The 21,825-nt window shown below is 63.0% G+C and carries 19 protein-coding genes; 12 read left to right on the forward strand and 7 right to left on the reverse strand.

Going from position 1 to position 21,825, the window contains the following annotated elements; all coding sequences use genetic code 11:
* Entirely contained in the window at positions 1-423 is a 423-nt protein-coding gene (locus EIH27_RS00765) for a MaoC/PaaZ C-terminal domain-containing protein (RefSeq protein ID WP_124039061.1), read from the forward strand.
* Positions 420-1,616 (forward strand): enoyl-CoA hydratase/isomerase family protein, encoded by a 1,197-nt coding sequence (locus EIH27_RS00770; RefSeq protein ID WP_124039063.1) that lies wholly within the window; start codon positions 420-422, stop codon positions 1,614-1,616. Before EIH27_RS00765 ends, EIH27_RS00770 begins: the two co-directional genes overlap by 4 nt.
* 73 nt (positions 1,617-1,689) lie before the next feature.
* Here the strand turns inward: EIH27_RS00770 and EIH27_RS00775 are convergent, their stop codons facing one another.
* Positions 1,690-3,252 (reverse strand): class I adenylate-forming enzyme family protein, encoded by a 1,563-nt coding sequence (locus tag EIH27_RS00775; protein WP_277424093.1) that lies wholly within the window; start codon positions 3,250-3,252, stop codon positions 1,690-1,692.
* 478 nt (positions 3,253-3,730) lie between these two features.
* Between EIH27_RS00775 and EIH27_RS00780 the strand changes: the two genes are divergently transcribed.
* Genes EIH27_RS00780 through EIH27_RS00800 form a run of 5 tightly spaced genes read left to right on the forward strand, consistent with a single transcriptional unit; the run spans position 3,731 to position 8,138 of the window.
* The gene (locus tag EIH27_RS00780; protein WP_206424845.1) at positions 3,731-4,789 is read left to right on the forward strand and encodes an acyl-CoA dehydrogenase family protein; all 1,059 of its coding nucleotides are present in this window, start codon (positions 3,731-3,733) and stop codon (positions 4,787-4,789) included.
* Positions 4,790-4,820: 31 nt separating this feature from the next.
* Entirely contained in the window at positions 4,821-5,594 is a 774-nt protein-coding gene (locus EIH27_RS00785) for an electron transfer flavoprotein subunit beta/FixA family protein (protein WP_124039067.1), read from the forward strand.
* Positions 5,595-5,608: 14 nt separating this feature from the next.
* Positions 5,609-6,502 (forward strand): electron transfer flavoprotein subunit alpha/FixB family protein, encoded by an 894-nt coding sequence (locus EIH27_RS00790; protein ID WP_124039069.1) that lies wholly within the window; start codon positions 5,609-5,611, stop codon positions 6,500-6,502.
* 34 nt (positions 6,503-6,536) lie between these two features.
* Complete coding sequence (locus tag EIH27_RS00795; RefSeq protein WP_124040078.1) at positions 6,537-7,832, forward strand: FAD-dependent oxidoreductase; 1,296 nt, start codon at positions 6,537-6,539, stop codon at positions 7,830-7,832.
* Positions 7,833-7,847: 15 nt separating this feature from the next.
* Positions 7,848-8,138 carry a ferredoxin family protein gene (locus EIH27_RS00800; RefSeq protein ID WP_124039071.1) on the forward strand — a complete coding sequence of 97 codons (291 nt, stop codon included), beginning with the start codon at positions 7,848-7,850 and terminating at the stop codon, positions 8,136-8,138.
* Positions 8,139-8,367: 229 nt separating this feature from the next.
* On the opposite strand, the gene udk is transcribed toward EIH27_RS00800, so the two are convergent.
* Complete coding sequence (gene udk, locus EIH27_RS00805; protein WP_124039073.1) at positions 8,368-8,991, reverse strand: uridine kinase; 624 nt, start codon at positions 8,989-8,991, stop codon at positions 8,368-8,370.
* 117 nt (positions 8,992-9,108) lie between these two features.
* Positions 9,109-9,579: a hypothetical protein gene (locus EIH27_RS00810; protein WP_241152918.1), complete on the reverse strand. Its 471-nt coding sequence runs from the start codon at positions 9,577-9,579 to the stop codon at positions 9,109-9,111.
* A 471-nt stretch (positions 9,580-10,050) separates the two neighbouring features.
* Between EIH27_RS00810 and EIH27_RS00815 the strand changes: the two genes are divergently transcribed.
* Complete coding sequence (locus tag EIH27_RS00815) at positions 10,051-10,254, forward strand: cold-shock protein (RefSeq protein WP_124039075.1); 204 nt, start codon at positions 10,051-10,053, stop codon at positions 10,252-10,254.
* Positions 10,255-10,436: 182 nt separating this feature from the next.
* On the opposite strand, the gene EIH27_RS00820 is transcribed toward EIH27_RS00815, so the two are convergent.
* Positions 10,437-11,075 carry a DNA-3-methyladenine glycosylase I gene (locus EIH27_RS00820; RefSeq protein ID WP_124039077.1) on the reverse strand — a complete coding sequence of 213 codons (639 nt, stop codon included), beginning with the start codon at positions 11,073-11,075 and terminating at the stop codon, positions 10,437-10,439.
* A 360-nt stretch (positions 11,076-11,435) separates the two neighbouring features.
* On the opposite strand from EIH27_RS00820, the gene EIH27_RS00825 reads away from it, so the two are divergent.
* Together EIH27_RS00825 and EIH27_RS00830 are read left to right on the forward strand one after the other, a co-directional pair.
* Complete coding sequence (locus EIH27_RS00825) at positions 11,436-12,665, forward strand: amidohydrolase (protein ID WP_124039079.1); 1,230 nt, start codon at positions 11,436-11,438, stop codon at positions 12,663-12,665.
* Positions 12,666-12,886: 221 nt separating this feature from the next.
* Entirely contained in the window at positions 12,887-13,264 is a 378-nt protein-coding gene (locus EIH27_RS00830; protein WP_206424846.1) for a DUF488 domain-containing protein, read from the forward strand.
* A 169-nt stretch (positions 13,265-13,433) separates the two neighbouring features.
* Here the strand turns inward: EIH27_RS00830 and EIH27_RS00835 are convergent, their stop codons facing one another.
* From EIH27_RS00835 to EIH27_RS00845, 3 genes are all read right to left on the reverse strand, one after another.
* Positions 13,434-14,714: an alpha/beta fold hydrolase gene (locus EIH27_RS00835; protein WP_124039081.1), complete on the reverse strand. Its 1,281-nt coding sequence runs from the start codon at positions 14,712-14,714 to the stop codon at positions 13,434-13,436.
* A 174-nt stretch (positions 14,715-14,888) separates the two neighbouring features.
* Positions 14,889-15,734, reverse strand: a complete 846-nt coding sequence (locus tag EIH27_RS00840) for an NAD(P)-dependent oxidoreductase (RefSeq protein WP_124039083.1) — start codon at positions 15,732-15,734, stop codon at positions 14,889-14,891.
* Positions 15,735-15,841: 107 nt separating this feature from the next.
* Positions 15,842-17,758: a potassium transporter Kup gene (locus EIH27_RS00845; protein ID WP_241152919.1), complete on the reverse strand. Its 1,917-nt coding sequence runs from the start codon at positions 17,756-17,758 to the stop codon at positions 15,842-15,844.
* A 246-nt stretch (positions 17,759-18,004) separates the two neighbouring features.
* Between EIH27_RS00845 and EIH27_RS00850 the strand changes: the two genes are divergently transcribed.
* Both EIH27_RS00850 and EIH27_RS00855 read left to right on the forward strand, forming a co-directional pair.
* Positions 18,005-19,483: a M18 family aminopeptidase gene (locus EIH27_RS00850; protein WP_241152920.1), complete on the forward strand. Its 1,479-nt coding sequence runs from the start codon at positions 18,005-18,007 to the stop codon at positions 19,481-19,483.
* Entirely contained in the window at positions 19,476-21,479 is a 2,004-nt protein-coding gene (locus EIH27_RS00855) for a class I adenylate-forming enzyme family protein (protein ID WP_164461566.1), read from the forward strand. The genes EIH27_RS00850 and EIH27_RS00855 overlap by 8 nt, the downstream gene beginning before the upstream one ends.
* Positions 21,480-21,825: the final 346 nt, after the last annotated feature.

The following is a 21,825-nucleotide window of genomic DNA, read 5'->3' on the forward strand; positions in this document are numbered from 1 at the left end:
ATGACGGTGAAAGAGAAGCTTGTGGGCGCCAAAGTAGGAGATCAGCTATTTAGCACCACCGAACACATTGAACGTGACGCGATGGTGCGCTACGCCGGCGCCAGCGGTGATTTTAATACGATTCACTACAACGATGCCGCAGCAAAGGCTGCCGGCCTACCCGGTGTGATCGCACACGGCATGCTCACCATGGGCATCATCGGCTCACTGGTTGAGAACTGGTTGGGTGACGTGGCGGCCGTGAAGAGCTTTACCACTCGCTTTAGCGCCATGCTGGTAGTGGATGGCACCACGGGTGCGGATCTTACGGTGAGTGGCACGCTTGCCGAACTAACGGAGGATTCGGCCACCATTGAGGTATCGGCCGTCAGTGGCGAGGGCCAAAATATTGTGACAAATACTGAAGTGGTGGTGGCACTATGACCAGCGAACACGTAACAGAATCGTCGGTCACCTTCCGCGATCTTGGCAGCGTTCATGCTGCCGTCATCACGCTGGATAACGGTGAGGAGCACCGCCCAAACACGTTTGGAATTGGCGGCGTGCGTTCCTTCGAGAAGGCGATGGATCAGGTAGAGGAGGCCGTATCCTCGGGCCAAGCGGGCGCGTTGGTGGTGACCGGAAAGCACGGCTCATTCCTGGCCGGTGCTGATATCAACCACTTCCTAGAGCTCGGATCCTTTGAGGAGGCATACGGCTACACCTCATCCGGCAAAGCGGCATTTCTCCGGATACGTCAGCTGTCCGTGCCCAGCATCGCTCTACTTGACGGTATGGCGCTGGGCGGTGGTCTTGAGCTTTCCCTCTTCTGCAACTACCGCGTAGCCACGGAGGCCACCAGGTTCCTAGGTTTCCCGGAGGCATACCTCGGGCTCCTGCCCGGGTGGGCCGGTTCCTACAACCTGTCGCGGCTGGTTGGTGCGGATAAGGCGCTCCGGATACTGGTGGATAATCCGCTGGCCGGAAACCGCTTCCTCAGCCCGCAGGATGCAAAGGAACTCGGGGCGCTGGACGCACTCGTCCCGGACATCGAGGCGGCATGGGCAGCAGCCGCGGATATCCTGGCCAATCCGCCACAGCGTACGGACCCTGCGCAGGACGCACAGGCATGGGACGACGCCGTTGCCAAGCGAGAGGCCGCCGTAGCCGAGCACGTTCGCGTGACGGGCTCACCCGCTGTGCGTCACCTCTTGGATCTGGTGGTGAAGGCACGTACGGCCAAGCTGGGTGAAACCTTCGAGGAAGAATCGCGCGCTGTCGCCGAGGCCATGATGCTCGATGAGGAGCGGCGCAACCTTTACGGCTTTGGGATCCTTTCCCACCGTCCGAAGCCGGATGATCCGGACCTCGGTCCGGTGGCGAACGCACTCGCGACGGCTGCCGGGGACCTCCCCGAGCGGCTGGAAGGCGTGAGCGTGGAGGATATTCGTCCCCATGCCCCGGCGCTCACCGCAGCTGTGCAACGCCTCATCACCGAAGGATGGACTCCGCGTCAAATCGATACCGCGGCGCTCCGGAACCTGAAGTGGCCCGTCTACTTTGGCGGAATTACTCCGGTGCTTGATGCGCTCACGGGTGAGCATATTCTGCCGGCCGGTGTGGCAACCGTGAAGTAACCGAGCGCCGTGGGGTGGGGAGGATTTTCCTCCCCACCCCTTTATTGGGCCGCGATGAAGCGGCCCGGACCTACTACTTAGCGCCCGCGACGTCGTCGTAATGAGGGAACCAGGGGAGACCCGGTGAATGAAGAATGGCAACGGCCTCGCGGATTCCCTTGCGGTCCACCTTGCCGGAGGAATTGAGAGGGAGCTGGTCGAGGACCTCCACGTAGCGCGGCAGCTTGTAATGTGCGAGCCTACCGTCAAGGAACTGACGCACGTCCTCAACGGTGGGTTTGGGTGCGCCCGGAGCGGGGACGATCACCGCGAGGGGGCTCTCACCCCAGCGGCGGTTTTCCAGGCCCACCACGCATACGTCCTTGACCCACGTGGCGGTACCCAGCACGCGTTCGATCTCCGCGGGATAAATATTCTCGCCGCCGGAAATAATGAGGTCCTTGCGGCGGCCGCGCAGCTCAATGAAACCCTCGGCGTCTTTCGAGGCGAGATCTCCGGTATGAAGCCAGCCATCCGGAGCGAAATCCTTATTAGCCTCAATATTTCCCCAATAGCAGGGTGCCACGTTCTTGCCGTGCACCATGATCTCGCCGACGGTGCCCGTGGGGGCCTCGCTGCCGTCGGGAAGCGCAATGCGCACGCGCGTTTCCTCGCACTCCTTGCCGACGGAGGTCGGGTGCATGGGGAAGTCTCTGGGGTCAAGTACCGTACTCAGCCCAAGTGTCTCTGTCATGCCCCACGCGTGGTACATGGGGACACCCCGGTCCTTGAAGCGCGTGAGAAGCTCCTGCGAAGCGCTCGCACCGCCCACCAGCGCCACCTCGAGGCTCGAGAGGTCCGTGGTGGGGAACGCGGGATGGCGCGACATGGCGTCATACATCGATGGCACTCCAAATACGGAGGTGACATGCTCGCGTTCGATGAGCATGAGCGCCCGGCCGACGTCGAACTGGCGCTGCAGCACTACCACGCCGCCGCTCAAAAACGTTTGTAGCGTAAGCGAGTGGAACCCACCCACGTGGGCGAAAGGTGCGAATGCTAGCGTGGTTTGGAATGCACTGGGCTGGAACGCGGCGGTGAAATTGTTCCAGGAGGCGTGAATATTACCGAGCGTTTGGCACACGCCCTTCGCGCGTCCTGAACTGCCGGAGGTGTACTGGAGCATGGCGAGTGAGGTGCTAGTGCCGGGCTCGGGTGCGACGGGCCCGGAGGGATCGACACGGCTGAAGCGCATCCAATGGGGGTCGACGCCGCTTACAGGATTTTCGAGGTCGTCGACCACCCCTTTTGTGGCAACGAGTGTGACGCCCCATCGGTCCATATTGTTGGCCTCTTCGGGTCCAAAAACCGCGACTCTGGCGCCGCAATCGGCCACGATATCCCGTGCCTCAACCGGGGAGAGGCGGAAATTAAGGGGAACAAACACTGCGCCCAGGCGGGAGCAGGCGAGAAAGAGTACGAAATGCGTGGAGACGTTGCGGCGCATGAACGTCACGCGGTCACCCTTTTCCACTCCGAGTGTCCGGAGTGCCGATGCCGCGAGAGCTACCTGCGCCGCGATGTCCCGCCGCGTCCACTTACGGTCCACCGATACCAGGGCGAGGGCATGCGGGTTTTCCGCAGTTAAGCAGTTAATTCGTCAAATCTCAATGCCGGTGTTTGCTGCGGTGTTTCTTTCGATGCCGACTTCGTTGCCGGTGTTGACTCTGTGACCTTGTTGGACGCATCCATTGCATTTCCTCACAGTTTTGTGGTGCCTATTCCGCGCCGTTTGTAGTGCAGCACACCCGCATGCCATCACCGTACATCGCCAGATATGGAACGTTTTCTAGTCAACCCGATATTTACTGATTTACTGCACAAATGGGCACCAAAGTCCCGGATGAATAAGCGAGCGATTGGTCACAATTAGAGTGTCCCGGGCCAAGGTGGCCGGTACTACGTCACGGAGCGAAGCGGCTGACACCAATGGTGGTGGGTGGCGCAGGGTGACTGAAATGAACCAGGAGATGAAGAGATGGCAGATTTTAGCTTGACCGAGGAGCAGCAACTCCTGCTTGACAGCCTCGATACTGTTATCGCGGAATCTGCCACACCGGAGTACGTGGCGAAGATTGATTGATCGTGAGCACAAGCCGCCAACAGAATTCCGCAAAGCGCTGGTAGATGCCGGTTTCATGAGCCTTGGCTACCCCGAGGAATACGGCGGGACGCCGGTAGATTTCACCACCATGTGCCTCATCGGCATGCGGGTAGCCGCTTCCGGCCTCAACCTCGGTTACTCCACTGAAATCCTCCAGGTGATGGATATTCTGGAATTCGGCAGTGAGGAGCAGAAGAAGGCTGTACTGGAGTCCGTGCAGGCTGGCGCCGGCCCCTTCGCCCTCTCCTTCACTGAGCCCGGTGCCGGTTCGGATTCCTCCTCGATGAAGATGACGGCCGTGCACAAGGACGGCAAGGTGACCTTCAACGGCACCAAGACCCTCATCACGAATGCGGTGGGCGCCGACTACCTGCTGACGATGGCGCGTGACCCCGAAGAAGAGGATCCGAAGAAGCAGATCTCCATGTACCTGGTGCCGGCTAATGCTGAGGGCATCGAGATTTCCCCGATCCAGAAGATGCCGTGGCACACCACCTCCTCCTCGGAGATCTACTACAACAACGTGACGGTTGATGAATCCTGCCTGGTGGGCACGAAGGGTAACGGCTTCATCCAGCTCATGAAGAACTTTGAGCTTGAGCGCATCATGACGGCCACGCAGTCCTACGGCCTCGCCAAGGCGGCCTTCGACGATGCTGCCACCTACGCGGGCCAGCGCATCCAGTTCGGCAAGCCAATCGGCTCCTTCCAGCTAATTCAGGAGAAGCTCACGGATATGGTCATCAAGCTGGAGAACATGAAGAACATGATTCTCCACTCCGCGTGGGCCGTGGACAATCACTGCCTGGATCGCAAGGAAGCGGCCATGGTCAAGCGCTACTGCTCCATTGAGGGCTTCAATGTGGCGGACGCGGCCATGCAGATCTTCGGCGGTGTGGGCATTACGGAAGGTCTCCGCATCGAGAGGCTCTGGCGTGATACGCGTGCACACCGCTTCGGTGGTGGCACTGACGAGATCATGGTGCACATCGTGGGCCGTCAGATTGTCCGTGAGCACGCGCAGAAGTAGCGGCAGAATCTCGAGGTTTGGAGAAAGATAGATGAGCATTGTTGTTGCGTACAAGTGGGCGGCAAACCCGCAGGATGCCAACGTACGCGGAGACGGCACGGTTGATTGGGGCCGCGCCAAGGCATCGGTTTCTGATTACGACGCCGTAGCGATCGAGGTGGGACGCCAGCTCGCCACGGAGTTGGGGACAGAACTGGTCGGTGTGTGCGTTGGCGGTAAAGGTGCCGCCTCCCCCATGGCCAAGAAGTCCGCGCTTTCACGCGGGCTGGACCGTGTGATCGTGGTGTCGGATGAGTCCCTTGAGCATGCCGAGTCCACGGAAACGGGGCTGGTGCTAGCTGAGGCGATTCGCGGTATCCCGGATGTAACGGCCGTGATCACGGGGGATTCCTCGGTGGATCTTGGCGCGCAAATTGTACCGGCCGTGGCCGCTGGCGCGCTCGGATGGCTGGCCCTCTCCTCCGTGGAAAAGGTGAGCGCGTCCGGCAGCACGCTACAGGTGGAACGCGTGGTGCCGGAGGGAACGCAGGTTGTGACCGTGACCGGGCCCGCCATTCTCTCCGTTACCTCGGAGGCCCTCACGCCGAAGATTCCTTCGATGAAGGACATTCTCTCGGCAGGAAAGAAGCCATCCGAGCAGGTGGAGCTCTCGACGCTTTCTCCGGCCCCGGTCGCTGAGGTCAAGGTGGTGGCTACGGCCAAGCCGGCGCTCAAGGCCCGTAAGGGTGAAGTCATTGATGGATCGGATCCGGAGGCGGCAGCAGCACAGCTGGTATCCGCGCTTCGCGGCGATAGCGTTCTGTGAGGAGCAGGGGAGAAATGAGCACATACATTCTGGTTGCCGGTGATGCCGGTATTGATAATCTCCTTGCCCTCGCTGGCTCGGATTCCGTGGCCGTAGTAGCGGGCAGTCGCGAGGTAGCGGACGCGGTAGCCGCCTCGGGTGTGGGCGCCGTCAAGTGGCTGGGCGAACCGGGAGATACGCCGCTGGAGGCATTTGCCCCCGCTGCCGCACAGGTGGTGGCTGAGGGCGCTCCGGACATTATCCTCGCCACCACGCGCGGCGCAGATCGGGTGCTACTCGGTGCGGCCGCCGCAAAGGTGGGTGCACCAATCTTTAAGATGGCATCCGACGTGAAGCATGAGGGAGATACCACCACGGTGACGCGGTCCGTGTACGGCGGGGTTGCGCAGAACACCGTGGAGGTGCACGGCCCCGTGGCACTTCTCATGGAGCCCGGTGCGCCGGCCACGGGTGGTAGCGCCGCGGTTGAGGAGGTTGCGGGCGCGCCGTTGGAAGGCGTGACTATCACTGAACGGCGTCCGGCTGACCACGATTCGGTTGATCTCACGCAGGCGGCCAAGGTAGTTGCCGTTGGCCGTGGCCTGAAGAAGCAGGAGGATCTCCCGCTTATCCAAGGCCTGGCCGATGCGCTGGGCGCCGAGGTGGCGTGCTCGCGTCCGCTGGCTGAGGGGCTCGATTGGTTCCCGCATGACAGCTATGTGGGCGTCACCGGCCAGCACGTATCGCCAGATCTCTACGTGGCGGTGGGCATCTCCGGCCAGTTGCAGCACACGGTGGGTGCACGCGGCGCCAAGACGGTGGTGGTCATCAACTCCGATAAGGAGGCCCCCTACGTGCAGGAAGCTGATTACGCCATTATCGGCGACCTGTACAGCGTGGTGCCGGCCCTCACAGCAGCGCTCAAGTAGTACCGGCCACTGAAAATAGAGGGTGAGAGGATCAATCGTGGACGTGGATTTTGACGTCATCGTGGTGGGCGGTGGAGTAGCCGGTTGCGTGACCGCCTACCTACTCGCAAAGGCGGGCCGGGAGGTGCTCCTCGTGGAGCGCGGTGAGGAACCCGGTGCAAAGAATCTCTCCGGCGACGTGTTCTACTCGCGCGTCATGGAACAGATTTTCCCCGGCTTTGCGAAGAACGCGCCGGTGGAGCGGCACATTACGCATAACGTGGTGAGCCTGCTCAACGCCACCAGCGCCGTGAACATTGACTACTGGGATCAGCGACTGGCTGATCCGGTCAACGCGGTCACGGTGCTGCGTGCCCAACTGGACCCCTGGCTTGCTGAACAGTGTGAGGAGGCCGGCGTCACCATGCTGCCCATGGTGCGCGTGGATAAGCTCCTCATAGAGCACGACCAGGTGGTGGGCATTGTTGCCGGCGATGATGTTCTCCGGTCCCACGTGGTGGTGGCGGCCGATGGCGTCAATTCCTTCCTCGCCCAATACGCGGGGCCGCGGAAGAAGGAACCCCTGAAGAATCTCGCGGTGGGCGTCAAGTCCGTGATTGGCCTCTCGTCCGATACCATTCGGGAACGCTTCCACGTGACCGACGACGAAGGGACCGCCTACGCCGTCGTCGGCGATGCAACCGAAGGTGTAGCCGGCGGCGGATTCCTCTACACGAATAAGGAGTCCATCTCCATCGGGGTGGTGCTGCGGCTTGATGATCTCAAGGCAAAGGCCAAGACATCATCGGAGGTCCACGATCACTTCCTCGCCCATCCCGCGATCGCGCCGCTGATTGCGGGTGGCGAGATACTCGAGTACGGCTGCCACCTGACCATTGAGGCGGGGCCGGGGATGACGCAGAAGCGTCAAACCTATCCCGGCCTGGTGCTGGTAGGCGATGCGGCGGGCTTCACCCTCAATACGGGCCTCACAATTCGCGGCATGGATCTGGCGGCGGAGTCCGGCCGGTGCGCGGCGGAGGCCGTCAACGAGGCACTGGATGTAGAGGACTATTCGCAGGAGGCGATGGACCGCTACGTGGCAAAGTGGCACGACAGCTGGCTGGGCAAGGACATGGCCACCTACGCGAAGGCGCCGAAGTTCCTTGAGAACGACGCCATGTATGGGCAGGTGGGTCAGCTCGCCGCGGATGTGTTCTACAACATCTACAACCATGACCTCACGCCGCGCCGTCACTTGCGGGCGGCCGCGTTTGAGGCGGTGCGCGGTTCGGATTTGAGCTTGAGGCAGCTTGCTCAAATCGGTTTCGGTGCTGTGCGGGCCCTGTAGGCGGGAGGAAGAAACATGACAGATTTCGGTTCGGTGAACGAGCGGCTCTCGAAGGATACGTTCACGACTGATGAAGAAGAGTCGCATATCTCGATTGACCAGGAGTTGGCACGCCTAACCGGCGACGCCGACATGCTGTGCCGTATTTGTCCCGCGCACGTGTACAGCAAGGGGGAGGACGGTTCGATCCAGATCGAATACGCGGCCTGCCTGGAATGCGGTACCTGCTTGGCTATGACGCACCCGGGCGTGCTCCAGTGGCACTATCCACGGGGCGGCATGGGTGTGTCCTTCCGGGAAGGCTAACGAGAGGGATACAGGCTAGCCGAGCTTAGTTTTGCCGGGTGGTGCGGGATGCGCCACCCGGTATTTTTATGCGATCTGGGTGGGTGTGCCTACTTACGTGGCTTGGGTTCGCGCTATGTCCGTTGAATTTCGTAGCTCGGGTTCGTAACGTAGCTTGGGTTCGTTCCGTCCGTGTGAATACTGAGGCCGGTGCCGGGCTACCGATGCGACTGGTATTTTGTGGCCGGACTTAGCCCTGTGGTCTGAGCTCGGCGGCGATACGGCCGAACAGCAGATCCAATGCGATGAGATTCTTCCCGCCCTCGGGGATAATGATGTCCGCGTAGTGCTTTGATGGTTCCACGTAGAGATCATGCATGGGCTTCACGGTAGTGAGGTACTGGTGCTCCACGGAGTCAATAGAGCGGCCCCGATCCAGCACATCACGTTTAATGCGGCGCAGAATGCGTACGTCCGCATCCGTGTCCACGAAAATCTTCACGTCACAGAGGTTGCGAAGCGATGGCTCAGCCAGAATAAGGATGCCCTCCAGAACAATGACACGCGAGGGCTCTACGCGGGTGGTGCGGTCCGAGCGGTTGTATTCCGAGAAGGAGTAGACCGGCACGTCAATCGCCTCGCCGCGGGATAGCGCGCGCACGTGCTCCACCAGCAGATCATTATCGAAGGCGTCCGGGGCATCATAGTTAACGGCGGCACGCTGGTCATAGGTGAGGTGATCTTGCCGCTTGTAATAGGAATCGTGGTACAGCACGGCAACGTCCGGCGCAAACCGGTCCGCAATAGAGCGCGCAATCGTGGTTTTCCCGCTCGCCGTGCCTCCGGCAATTCCGATTACTAGGGGTTTGTCCATGTTCCTTCTTTTGTTTGCTTTCGCCGGCGCCGTCCGGTCGCGACTAGACGGTGCCGAGTGGATGATGCCTTGCATGCCGATACCGGAGTGCGGGCTACGGGTGGCTACGGCGTCGGACTAAAACGGGTAGTCACCCTTGATAACAAAGTAGGAACCACGGATGGTGCCGGCCAGCTTGGAGCGCTGGTGGGCGAATTTGAACGAGGAGAACTCCTCTGGGACGTCCATCCCCTCCGAGAGTTTGATGCCTACCGCGTGCTTCTTTGGGTTCGCGGTGTCCCACAGCACGTTGAGTGCCAGCCCTGAGCGATAGAACACGTGTACCCAGTGGATGGTCTCCACGTCATTGACCGATACCTCGAGTGGTTCCGAGGAGATGGTGATGTGGCGCTCCTCGTCGAGAATGCGATTGACCCATGCGAGCACGGATGCGGCTTCAGCGGCGGGTACCACTTCGAACACGTGCTTGTATTTGTTGTGGAAATAGCGGGCTTCATTGGCGCGGAGTCCGGCGAGCGCCTCGGCCACCGGCGACGATTCGAGGCCGGTGGTGCTCACGTTCTTGAAATCAACGGCGGTGGGCATCATGCTCCTTTGAACTACGGGCAAACTTGCGCCCTGAGCTTAGCGCACGTGCCCTAGTGGCGCCGTACGTGCGGCGGGAACGGCGTCGAGGTGGTGCGCGGTGGCGGGTCGCGAGTAGTCGGGTGGTGCGGTGGCGGCTGCGGGCGGATAGGTGGCGTTGGGAGCTGGCGGTTGTGGCCGGGTGATGGGGAAGCGGGTGAGGTGACGCGGGCCTGGGGGGGGGAGTGCAGACCGGGTTTCGGGGCGTAGTTAGGTGCGATTCCGGGGCTGTGCACACCTGATTCGCTGAGTCTATAGAGCTGTAATGTTCACTCTGGGACCTTTCTAGCGTTCGCGGGGTGAAACTCGCGTATGATGAAGTTCGTTGTTCGACAGTAGGTGTTGTATATGGGCTGGTGCCTTGCGGTTCCTTCTGGTTAAAACGGGCAACGCAGGGAACGGCTGAAACGCGGCCGCCCGATTGAAGGAATAAGAATGGCAACTGGTACCGTCAAGTGGTTCAACGCTGACAAGGGCTATGGCTTCATTGAAGCCGACGATGGCACGGAAGATGTGTTCGTGCACTTCTCCGCGATTAACGCCAAGGGCTTCCGCACCTTGGAAGAGGGCCAGAAGGTGGAGTACGACGTCGAGCAGGGTCCGAAGGGACTCCAGGCGTCTAACGTCTCCGTTCTGTAAGGTTCGCTGAGAAAAGGCCGTCGCCGAAAAGGCGGCGGCCTTTTGCGTACGTACCTGTGCGGAGAGTGGGCGCTCGCCGGAATTGATCCGGTGGGCTAGTTTTGGGCATGGCATACCGAGCCGTGTGTCAGGGGCCGGAATGCCATACCGTTCCTTCTGAAATGAGGCGAATTGCAGCTCGGCTAGGCGTGGCCGAGGATGCGCCCGCGATCTGCTTCCAACTCTTTCCAGCGGGTCGAACCGTAGGGGTGGTGGTTGATGATGCCCATGGCCGCCAGCGTGGAGTAGAGAGATACGGGCCCCAGCTGGCGAAAGCCGTACGTCTTTAGCTGCCGTGCTAGTGCTTCAGATTCTGGTGAGCGGGTGGGCGCTGGTTCGACGCCGTCCGCACCGGCGTCCGTACTCTCCGGTAGCCGCGTAGGCACGGAGTAGTGCCACAGGAGGGACGGCAGGCCCGCTTCAACCTCGCCGGACGGCAGTTCTGGGACTCGATCACGCAGGGCCTGCGTGGCGCGGGCGTTAGCAATGGTTGCTTCAATTTTTCGGCGATTGCGAATGATCGCCGCGTTACCCAGCAACTCCTGGACGCGTGCTTCGTCGAATGCGGCGACGGCGTCGACATCAAATCCGGCAAAGGCCTCCGCAAACGCTTCGTGACGGCGCCAGATCGTGAGCCAAGACAGGCCCGATTGAAAGGCCTCCAGTGCAATGAGCGCGAAAGCAGCGTGTTCAGTGGTGACCGGGCGGCCCCACACGGAGTCGTAGTAGGAGATCATCTCGGGCGTTTCGCTCGCCCACGCGGGACGTTCATCGGTGCTCATGCATTCACTCTAGGAGACGGACGCGGTTCTGATGCGAGTTGGACATGGGCTGTGGATGCGGGTGACGTTTCGCGAACGGTGGACAGGTGGAGATAAGACGCCGTAGCTCGCTCAGCGGCGGGTGCTCGCCTGGTGATAGGTACTCGATAGCGCTTAGCTGCGGGTGCCCGATGGCGCGCTTGGATTGCCTAGCGATGGGGTTGTGCGGTGGGTGCTGGTGACGGGCGATTAACAACCTGCCTGGCCTGACCAGTGAGGAGAGCCAGCCGCGAAACGACCTCGCGTTGGCCAGTATGTGAGCGGCATGGAAGGCTGTCGGAGACGCTCACTAGTCTTGGTGGCACCGATGAAGGAGGGCCATTGCTATCGTCATTTCAACTGAGTCCCGCCGCGCTCGCGGCGCTCACGGATGTGTTCACCTATCTGCATGCGCACCCGGAGCTCTCCTTCCAGGAGCGATCTACCGCCGGTTACCTGAAAGAGCTCTACCGCACGCTTTCACTGGGTGCGGGCGTGAACCTAGAGATTGTGGACGTGACCGATACCGGTTTCGTGGTGGTGCTGCGCCACGGCGAGGGGCCGGTGGTGGCCTACCGCTGTGACCTGGACGGATTACCGGTTACCGAGCAAACCGGTCTGCCCTACGTCTCTCACGCTCGCGGCGAGATTGACGGTGCCGAAACCGGCATTATGCATGCGTGCGGTCATGATTCGCATATGGCGGTGACGTACGGTACCGCGCAGTTCCTGGCGGCCCATCCGGAGGTGTGGGCCGGTACCGTCGAATTCATCCACCAGCCCTCGGAGGAGAACGGGAAGGGCGCCCAGTTCATGGTGGACGGCGGGTTATGGGACCGCGTGCCCGCGCCGGAAATTCTGTATGGCGCACATTGTGCACCGCTGCCGGTGGGGACCATCGTGCTTACCAACGGCCCCATCATGGCGGGAATTGACGGATTTAAAGTGGAGGTGCGTGGCAAGGGTGGGCACGGTTCGCGGCCACAAACCACGGTGGATCCCATTGTGCTGGGCGCCGCCATGATTATGCGGCTGCAAACGGTGATTTCCCGCGAGGTCTCGCCTGATGACATGGCGGTCATCACCGTGGGCAGTTTCCGTGGCGGGCTGGTGGACAACGTGATTCCAGATACGGCGGAAATGCAGCTCACCACGCGTTTCCGCACAAACGCGGTGCGGGATCAGCTCCGCGCGGCCATTACGCGAGTTCTTCGTGCCGAGGCCGCTGCGTCCGGTGCGCCGGAGCCCGGTATCGAACTGGTGGCGCCGCTGCCGGCCACCGTCAACGATTCAGCCGCTACCGAGGCGCTGCGCCCCGCATTCACGGATGCCTTCGGTGATCGCGTGGTGGAACTGCGACAGAACGGCTCCGAGGATTTCGCCCTTCTTGCGGCTCCGCTGGGCCTGCCATACGTGTACTGGCAGTTTGGCGGGTTTTCGGCGGCGCAGATGGCCGACGGGCGGGATATTTCCAACCACAGCCCGTTCTACTATGTGGATCCGGCCGCGCTGGAACCAGCTGTTAAGGCAGCATTGCTGGCCATTCTCAGCCGGGTTGGTACGCAGGGGTAGCGAGGCGAACCCGGGTCTGGGAGCCGTGGGCCGTGTGAACTGTTGTCGGTGAGTGCGGGTGCGGTAGGGCAGATGATTGCCGAGGTTGATTAGGCGGCGCGCCAAGCCCGGTGCGATAGGCCGTGAGAACGGCCGCGGGTGTCCCGCGCTTCTCGGGTGGTCCCGGCAGGTAGGCCTGGGCGCATCTTCTCGGGTGGCTCCTCGGGGCCTAGCCTGAATGTATGGGCACATTGATAATTGAGAAGCGGCGCGTCTATGACGTGGTGGACCAGGCCGCACCCGCCACTGACTACCGCGTCCTTGCCGACCGGCTCTGGCCTCGCGGCATCAAGAAGGAACGGCTGGATTACCGCGAGTGGGACAGGGACATCACGCCCAGCACGGAGCTTCGCCGTGCCCTGCACGCGGGCAGCCTCAGCTGGGACGCGTTCGCGGCGCAGTACACCGCGGAACTGGAGGCCTCAGGCGAGCCGGCGGCGCTGCTCGAGCGCTTCCGCGACTCGGGCGCGGAGCGCCTGGTGCTCCTCACCTCGGCCAAGAACTCGCCCAGCCACCTGGACGTTCTGGCGGATCACCTCCAGGCCCTGGCGAGCAGCTAGCGGCCAGCAACTAGATAGGAAGCCGCGCTGGCCCTATCGCCGGCGGCCAACAAAAAACGAGCGGGGTGACATGGCCACCCCACTCGTGTGTCAGCAGCTAACGGCGCTATCGCGCCACTACCGGCTAGCGCCGCTTACTCGCCGTGGTCCGCCACTAGCCCTCCCTGGTTTACCGGTACCGCTTATCCTCGGCGAGCTCGAACAGGTACCGCAGCACAGCGCCGTCGGACGTGCGGAGCCCGGAATGCTCATGCGTGGACGTGATGTACAGCTTGACGCCCGGCAGATGGCTGGCTGTCTCCAGCGAGTACTCGAGGGGCACGTAGGCATCATGGAAGTACACGGCGGCGGCACCCTCCGCACCGGATGCCTCCAGCGCGTCCGCGCTGTACAGGGCCGGCCACTCCCAGTGCGCCAGCTGCTCCGTGACCTCGGCCCACGGCTGGAACGCCGGCACAGTGCGCGACCACTCGGGGAACACGTGCTCCCCGGTGAACAGTGTGGGATCCTCGGCGAACGCATCCGGATACGTGCGCTGCGCGGACCAGCCGGTCACCACGCCGTCGGCGTAGCTGGACTCATGCATGACGTAGTAAATCGGGTTGCGGCCATCGAAGGGCATGATGGACTGCAAATCGTAGCGGAACGCGTTCGTGTGTGGATCAAGCTCCAGAAGCTGATGAAGCTGGATCCAGCCGTTATCCATACCCAGCCCGTGGCCGGCCGAACGCAGGCGGCTGGGGGAGACCACCTCACCGGAGGGGAGCGTCAGTTCGCCCTGCTCGGCCCGCTTGACCAAATCCGCCATTTTCGCGCGGTCCTCCGGGAAATGCCGGTAGAAGTTCTCCGAGAGCCAACGCATCTTCTTATAGGTGAGTGAGTAGACGTCGTCCGCACTGTGCCCCACGGCCGAGAGCCCGCCGGTAAGAAACACGCGGTGGAGTGATTCAGGATGGACGGTCAGGTAGTGGAGCGTGGTGAAACCGCCGAAACTCTGGCCCAGCAGGTTCCAGTTCTCACCCGTTGCACCCAGTTCTTCGCGCAGCGCTTCCGCGTCACGCACAATGCCATCCGCGCGAAGGTGACTCATGTATTCGGCCACCTCCTCCGCGCTGCCGGTGGTAAGAATGGCATCGCTGACCGGCGTGGAGCGGCCGGTACCGCGCTGATCCAGCATCACCAGGCGGTAGCGCTCAAGGGCAACATTCACCCACGACGGATTCGCCGGATTAAGCGTCACCCGGTTCGCCTCATTGCCCGGTCCGCCCTGCAGGAACACGAGGTAGGGGAGGTGCTCGCCGCCCTCGCGCGTGATGATACGGGCAAATACGTCAATGGTGCGCGAATCCGCCGGATCGGCACTGAGAGGAACGGTCAGGGTGAGTTCGTCGAAACGCGCGCCCTGCATGTAATAGGTGCGGCTACCCGCCGCGGAGTGTGCTTCTGTCATGGAGCCAGTGTAGGTGGCCGGTCCGACGCCGTCCGTCGCCACGTGTCCTTAGATATTGTTCGACGCCGCCACCCGCGCGGCCCCATACCCGCGGCTCCGCACTAGCCGCAGGTATTTGGTTTGCCGGTGGCGGCGCGCGTCGAATAGGCGCGCGCAGCCAGCCACCGGGGCGAGTTAGGCTTCGGCCTGCATGATGGCTGAGAAGTCGTGCTCGCCGAGGCCCTTGCGCTGGGCGGCCAGCAGGCTTTCCAACCCGGCCGTGGTGGCGGGCAAAGGTGCGGCCGCCGAATGCACCATTAATAGCGCATCCTTGGCAATTGCGTTCGTGGTGAACTGAGCATCAGACGTATCCCGCCCCAGGATGAAATCACGCTTGAAATCGGCCATCCACTGGAGCGACGTCTTATCCAGGTAACCCAGTACCTTCTCCGCGTTCACCCCATTCGCCGCACCCAGCCGCAGGGCCTCCGCTACGCCCTGCGCCGTGGTCACCAGCGCCAGATTCGCGATGAGCTTCGCGGTGGCCGTTTCGCCCGCCGTCTCCACCTGGACCAGGCGATCCGGATCCGCGTACGCTGCGGCTGCGCTAGCCACCAGGGTGCGCGCTTCGGCGTCGTCGCCACCCACATACACGCCAAGCTTTCCTGCCCGTGCAGGTGCCAACGTGCCCACCACCGGGCTATGCACGTAGCGGATCCCGTGCTCACCGGCCCAGGCGGCCTCCGCGCTCACCTGCGCCGGGGACTCCGTGGTGATATTCGCCCACACGGTGCCCTCCGGCAGCAGCGCCGCATCCACCACGACGGCCGCGACCGCCGCCGGGCCAAACAGCGCCGTCATCACCAGATCCTGGTCAGCCACGGCCGCCGCCGGCTCCAGAGCCTGGGTGGCGCCGGCATCCACCAGCGCCTCCGCCTTCGCCGCGGTCCGGTTCCACACGGTCACCTCGTGACCCGCGCCCAGCAGCCGCTTCACCAGCTCCGTGCCCATACGGCCGGTGCCCAAAAATCCAATGCGCATAATGCTCCTCTCCTCGGGTTGAGGCTACCGCGACGTGACGTGGGTAACCAGTTCCTGCGGTGTCGAGCGGTGTGAGGCAGCCTGGCGGGCAACGGCGCGGGCCCGGGCTACACAGAAATTACGTGCGTCACCTCGGCGGTGCGCTGCCGCGGCAGTTTCGCCATCCACGCGGGGGAGGCCGAAATGCGCGACATGAACATGAACAGCCGCTTGCGCCACAGCGCCATCCCGGGCTGAGAACCGGCACGAATATCGATGTGCGAGGGCAGCCAGAACGCCTCGCGAATACGCCAATTGCCGTGGCCGGAACGCTCGGAATAGGTGATGAGGTCGCCAACAACGTGGCGAGCGTCCATGAAGCCGTAGGTCATGGTGAGGTGAACCACGCCGGGGAGATTGGCGTCCACGTTCTCGACCCGTACCCGCTCAAAAGGCTCCACATGCGGAGTAGCACGAGTCTTGATGGAAAGAATGATGACGTGATCATGGAGCACGTGATTGACCCGCGCATTGACGCGCAATGCGTACGGCGGCGTCGTGCGCTGGGAGTGCGGGAAAATCGTGGTGCCAGGTATGCGGCGCAGCGGATGCTTCTCCACGTGCATGAGGAACTCGGACAGGGAGCCCTCGGAGAGTTCGCGTTCCTCACGCACCCGCAGTTCACCGCGTCGCCACGTGGTCATGACCACCATCATGACGATAGCGATGGACATTGGCAGCCAACCACCCGTGGCAATTTTTGCCACATTTGCCAGGAACAACGGCAACTCAATGACAGCCAGGGCCGCCCCGAGCAGCACGGTAATCCACATCGGCCACTTCCACCCAAGGTGGGTAAGTAGCAGCAGAAGCGTGGACGTAATAACAAAATCAGTGGTGACGGCCAGGCCGTATGCGGCCGAGAGTGAATCCGAACTCTTAAAAATCAGCACGATGGTGATAACCGCGATATACAGCAGCAGGTTAACGGCCGGCATAAAAATCTGCCCGGACGTGGTGGCCGAGGTGTGCTTGACCCGCATGTGCGGCAGAAAGCCCAACCGGGAGGCCTGCCGTGCGATCGAGTACGCGCCGGAAATGACGGCCTGCGAGGCGATCACCGTGGCCAGTGTGGCCGCAATCACCAGCATGACGGTGAAGTGGCGCGGTACCAGCGTGAAGAACGGGTCCCGGATGGCCGCCTTATTGCCGATCAGATTCGCGCCCTGACCCAGATAGTTCAAGATGAGAGCCGGGAGAACCACCACAAACCAGGTGAGCTGAATGGGGCGCCGGCCAAAATGAGCGATATCCGCGTAGAGCGCCTCGGCGCCGGTTACGGCCAGCACGATGGCGCCCAGCGCAAAGAACGCCACCAACGGATTGTGCACCACAAAGAGCAGCGCATGATGCGGAGAAAGCGCAACGAGAATGCGCGGATGCGCCACAATATGCGGCAGGCCGATGAGGGCCACGATGAGGAACCAGGTGGCCATCGCGGGCCCAAATACACGTCCCACCCGCGTGGTGCCAGCTCGCTGCGAAGCGAACAACAGGGTGAGGATCACCAGTGCCGCGGGCACCACCACCCACTCCTGCATGGTGGGGAATGCCACGGACAGGCCCTCAATGGCAGACATCACCGAAATAGCAGGCGTGATGACCGAATCGCCGAAGAATAGCGCAGCGCCAAGCATGCCTACCACCACGAAAGTGGCCACCATGTGCTTCTTGGACTTCATCAGCCGGCCCACCAGGGTGGCCAGCGCGATGATGCCACCCTCGCCGTCATTATCAGCCCGCAGCACCAGCACCACGTACTTCAGCGTGACGATGATGACCAGGATCCAGATCACCGCGGAGATAACCCCGATGATCGCGTCATCCTCCAGCGGCACGATGCCCCCATGCACCGTGAACACCGCACGCAGTACGTACAGCGGGGACGTGCCAATATCGCCAAACACAACGCCGAGAGCGGCAAGGCCTGCCAATGCCGTAGCATGAGCCGCCGGCGTGTGGGCGGCCGCGTGAATCTTCGCCACGGCGGGAGATCCTACGCTCCGAAGTTTCATTTGCGGACGCTGTGAGAAGCTTAACCGCACTCTGATTCCGGTTTCCCCTGTGATAAGTGGGTTTGCCGAGTTCACGGGTGGCCCGCGGGATGTCCCGGCGCATGGTGGCTGGCAGCGGGTATTTCCGGGCCGTCCACCCCAGCTCAGTGGTCAGGCCGGGCCCCAAAATCGCCCGGTCTGGACGCGGCTGAGTACCCGGGCTCTAGACTGTCAATTGTGATTAGCCAGCTCAGCGCAACGAACGCGCATCGCCTGGCGAGCTTTATCTCAAGTTCGCCCACCTCCTACCACGCCGCGGCGACCCTCGCCGGCCTCGCCCGCTATGCCGGGTTCACGGAGCAACGCGATACCGCACCGTTCTGCGGGGAGCCGGGCGTGTACTTCCTGGTACGGGGCGGAGCATTCCTGGCGTGGCGTATCCCGGAGGCGCGCGCCACCCACTTCCGGATTGTCGGCTCGCATACGGATTCGCCGTCGTTCAAGGTGAAGCCGAACGGCACCTCAGAGCACGCCGGCTTCCAGCAGGTTGACGTGGAAGTGTACGGCGGCCCGCTCTACAACTCGTGGCTCAACCGGGAACTGGGCCTGGCGGGCCGGCTGGTGCTGCGCGGTGGAGAGGAGCGTCTGGTCAAGTTACCCGCCTGCATGATCATTCCGCAGCTGGCGCCCCACCTGGACCGCAGCGTTAACAAGAGTCTCTCGCTCAATCCGCAAACTCACCTTCACCCGGTGCTCACGCAGCCGCTCTCCGGCACGCTGTTCGGTGCGCTCGCGGAGGCTGCTGGTGTGGCGGAAGCGGACATCATGGGGCACGATATTCTGGCCTACCCGGCGGAGGCGCCGGCCCTCACCGGAGATTTCCTTGGCTCCTCCCGGCAGGACAACCTGACCTCCGTGCATGCCAGCTTCCGCGCCTTCCTTGACGCACTGGCGCATCCGGGTGAGCAGGGTGAACCGTTCATCCCGGTTCTGGCCGCTTTTGACCATGAGGAGATCGGTTCTGGTACGCCCTCGGGCGCCGCCGGACCCATCCTCGAGATGGTGCTGCGCCGCGTGGCTCGTGCTCATGGAGTGGATGAGGAGGGGCTTGAGTGCATGCTCGCGGCCTCCACCTGCGTTTCCTCGGATGCCGGTCATTCGATTAATCCGAACTACCCGGAGTACTACGACCCGGATCAGGCGCCCGTAGCCGGCCGTGGCGCCATTCTTAAGATCAATGCGCAGGGCCGCTACGCCTCGGATGCGCGGTCCATCGCCGTGCTCCGGGAGGCGTTTGAGCGCGCCGATGCCCGCCTCCAACCCTTCATTTCAAATAATGCCGTTGCATGCGGCACCACAATCGGCCCCATCACGGCCGCGCGTCTGGGCATCTCCACCGTGGATGTGGGTGTGCCGCTCCTCTCCATGCATTCGGCCCGCGAGTATTCGCACGCCGACGATCTTCTCGCTCTCCGACGCGGAATGGCCGCATTCTGGGGTGCGGACGTGCCGGTTGAGGATCCGTCTGCGGCCGACGCCGTCGCTGGGACGGGAACCCGGGCGGGAAGCGCGGACGGCACGGACGAGGCACGGGCAGCGACGTCGTCGTCAGAAGTGCGTGAGGCTACGGCAACGCCTGCGCAGAACGAAGCCCCGCACGCCTCCGACGCCCCGCGTTCCTCTGCCGCCTCCACGAAGGGACCTCAGCATGCATAAGCCACCGGTGTTTAATCTTGCTGCGTTCCAGGACCGCGCGGCCCGCGAGCGCCCGGACGCCATCTGTCTCAGTTATGGTCGGCAGCGCTGGACCGTCCGGGAGGCGACAGCCACCACGCGCCGTCTCGCCCAGCTGCTGGCGCAGACCGGCGTGGGCCAGGGGGATCGCGTGATGCTCGTGGCGCATAACTCGCCCTACCACCTGCTCCTATATATTGCGTGCGCGCGCATCGGCGCCGTACTGGTGCCGGTCAGCTATCGCTACACCCAGTTTGAGCTCCAGGCCGTGGTTAATTTCATCGCCCCGCGCGTGGTGGTCGCGGAGCCGGAGGTGGCGTCCCGCGGCAGTTTCACGGCCTCCGGCAGCCTGGTGCACCTTGTTATTGACGACGACGTCGAAGCGCCGCCATTTACCTCCGCGCTCGGTTACGGGTATGTGGCATTGACCGCCGCGGAGGGCGTATTTGGCACCGCATTTATTGCGGATGGCACGGAGGGGCGCGCCGCGCTCAACCAGCATGGTTATCCGGAGTCGACGGCGCTCATGACGCTGCGCTCCTCGTTCCCGGAGCCGCGGGCCGTGCAACTCACTCACGCGAACATGTGGTGGGCGGAGCGCAATTTCCGTGAGGCGCTGCGTTTCGACCAGCGGGATACCGTGCTGGCGTGTGCACCCATGTCCAATATCGGCGGGCTGAACGGTGGGGTGCTTGGGCAGTTTGCCAACGGCGGGTGCGTGGTGGTGGTGCGGGATGCGCACCCGGCTACGGTGGCGGCGGCCGTGGAAGCGGAGCGTGTCACGGTCATGTTTGCTGTCCCGACCGTCTACATGAAGCTACTGGATGCGGTGGGTACAGAGCGGCGGGATCTGTCGAGCCTGCGCGTGTGCGCGGTGGGTGGTGCCCCGGTGCCGCCGGAACTTATGGATGCGCTGGCGAGTATCGGCGCGCGGCCCGTGAACTTCTGGGGGACCGCGGAGGCGGGCGGCACCGGCTGTTACCTGCCCGGGCCGGAGCCCATGAACCGCACCGCTGGCGAGAGCTACGACGGTGGGGCCGTCGGGGCGGGGCACGGTGCGCGCGGCGGTGCGGCAGGCGACGGGTTCGTGGGCGGCCAGGGCACGGTCCGCGGGGCCGATGTGATCCGTGACGGCGGGGGTAGCGCGGGGGAATCCGCTGCCGCACCGCAGTCGGCCCAACATGAGGCTCCCGCAGCGCGGACTTCCTCTGAGGGAGCGCGCTCCACGCCGGCATCCGCCGCGGACTACGGCGCGGCGGGATCCGCTGCCGGGGGGCGGGCCACGGCGCCCATCCCCACCGGTGCCATTGGCTGGCCGTCCGCCTACATTGAGCTGCGCATCGTGGATCCGGCCAGTGGGGAATCCGTGGCTGACGGCCACACGGGTGTAATTGAGGTGCGTGGACCGTCCGTCACCGGTGGCTACTGGCTTTCGGACGCTCTCCCCATTGACTCGGAGGGCTGGGTGCACACGGGAGATGTGGGGCGCGTTGAGGCGGACATGGTGGTGCTGGCCGGGCGTACCGGGGATGCCATCCTGACGGGCGGGGAAACCGTTCACCCGCAGGAGGTAGAGGAAATTATCCGCCAGTACCCGGGTATCGAGGACGTGGTGGTGACCGGCATTCCGGACCCGCTGTGGGGCGAGCGCGTGGTGGCAGCCATTGTTATACGGTCCGCCGGGGAGCTGCCGGACGGCATGGATGCGGATGATTTCTCGGGTAGCGTGGCGCTCCACACCGGCCACGGACTCGGCGCGGTGGCGGTGCAGCCGGCGTTGTCCGCCCCCTCACTGGCGGAGCTACAGGCGTTCGTGGGCCAGGCGCTGGCTCGCTACAAGCTGCCGCGTGAGCTTGTGGTGATGGAGCAGTTGCCGCATCTTGATGACGGCACGCCGGATCGGCGTGGAATGCGGGATATCGTGATGGAGCGCCTCGCGGCGTCTCAAAATATGGACGTGCGTGAGGAAGAACGCTAAATCGGAAGATTGGCTGTTCTAGCGCGGAAAATAATCGGGATCTCGCGTCCTCTCCGCCTCATGGGCGTGATCACTTTGCATCCCGACGCGGGGTCGGGTCTGGTAATGGGGCCGTCCCGCATCGGCGGGCGGCCGCGGGCCCACGGGAATGGGCGCCGTCAATGATTTCAGATCTGTCCTAAGTAATGGGTGCCGGGGACGCACCGAAGTGACGCGGCGCCGCTGCGGGCGGTCCGGGCGGCGAAAAATACGGCGGCGTGCGAGCGCGGCGGTGACCCGGCACGACCGGAAGGGACAAAAACCTAGATGTAGTATCAACCCATTGACTTGCGCCTTATCACGTGCC

This window comes from Neoactinobaculum massilliense, assembly GCF_900604955.1.
Taxonomy (GTDB): domain Bacteria; phylum Actinomycetota; class Actinomycetes; order Actinomycetales; family Actinomycetaceae; genus Neoactinobaculum; species Neoactinobaculum massilliense.

Coding starts and splice junctions, on each gene's coding strand:
- EIH27_RS00765 (WP_124039061.1), top strand. CDS start 1: ATGACGGTGAAAGAGAAGCTTGTGGGCGCCAAAGTAGGAGATCAGCTA.
- EIH27_RS00770 (WP_124039063.1), top strand. CDS start 420: ATGACCAGCGAACACGTAACAGAATCGTCGGTCACCTTCCGCGATCTT.
- EIH27_RS00785 (WP_124039067.1), top strand. CDS start 4,821: ATGAGCATTGTTGTTGCGTACAAGTGGGCGGCAAACCCGCAGGATGCC.
- EIH27_RS00790 (WP_124039069.1), top strand. CDS start 5,609: ATGAGCACATACATTCTGGTTGCCGGTGATGCCGGTATTGATAATCTC.
- EIH27_RS00800 (WP_124039071.1), top strand. CDS start 7,848: ATGACAGATTTCGGTTCGGTGAACGAGCGGCTCTCGAAGGATACGTTC.
- udk (WP_124039073.1), bottom strand. CDS start 8,991: ATGGACAAACCCCTAGTAATCGGAATTGCCGGAGGCACGGCGAGCGGG.
- EIH27_RS00810 (WP_241152918.1), bottom strand. CDS start 9,579: ATGATGCCCACCGCCGTTGATTTCAAGAACGTGAGCACCACCGGCCTC.
- EIH27_RS00815 (WP_124039075.1), top strand. CDS start 10,051: ATGGCAACTGGTACCGTCAAGTGGTTCAACGCTGACAAGGGCTATGGC.
- EIH27_RS00820 (WP_124039077.1), bottom strand. CDS start 11,075: ATGAGCACCGATGAACGTCCCGCGTGGGCGAGCGAAACGCCCGAGATG.
- EIH27_RS00830 (WP_206424846.1), top strand. CDS start 12,887: ATGGGCACATTGATAATTGAGAAGCGGCGCGTCTATGACGTGGTGGAC.
- EIH27_RS00835 (WP_124039081.1), bottom strand. CDS start 14,714: ATGACAGAAGCACACTCCGCGGCGGGTAGCCGCACCTATTACATGCAG.
- EIH27_RS00840 (WP_124039083.1), bottom strand. CDS start 15,734: ATGCGCATTGGATTTTTGGGCACCGGCCGTATGGGCACGGAGCTGGTG.
- EIH27_RS00855 (WP_164461566.1), top strand. CDS start 19,476: ATGCATAAGCCACCGGTGTTTAATCTTGCTGCGTTCCAGGACCGCGCG.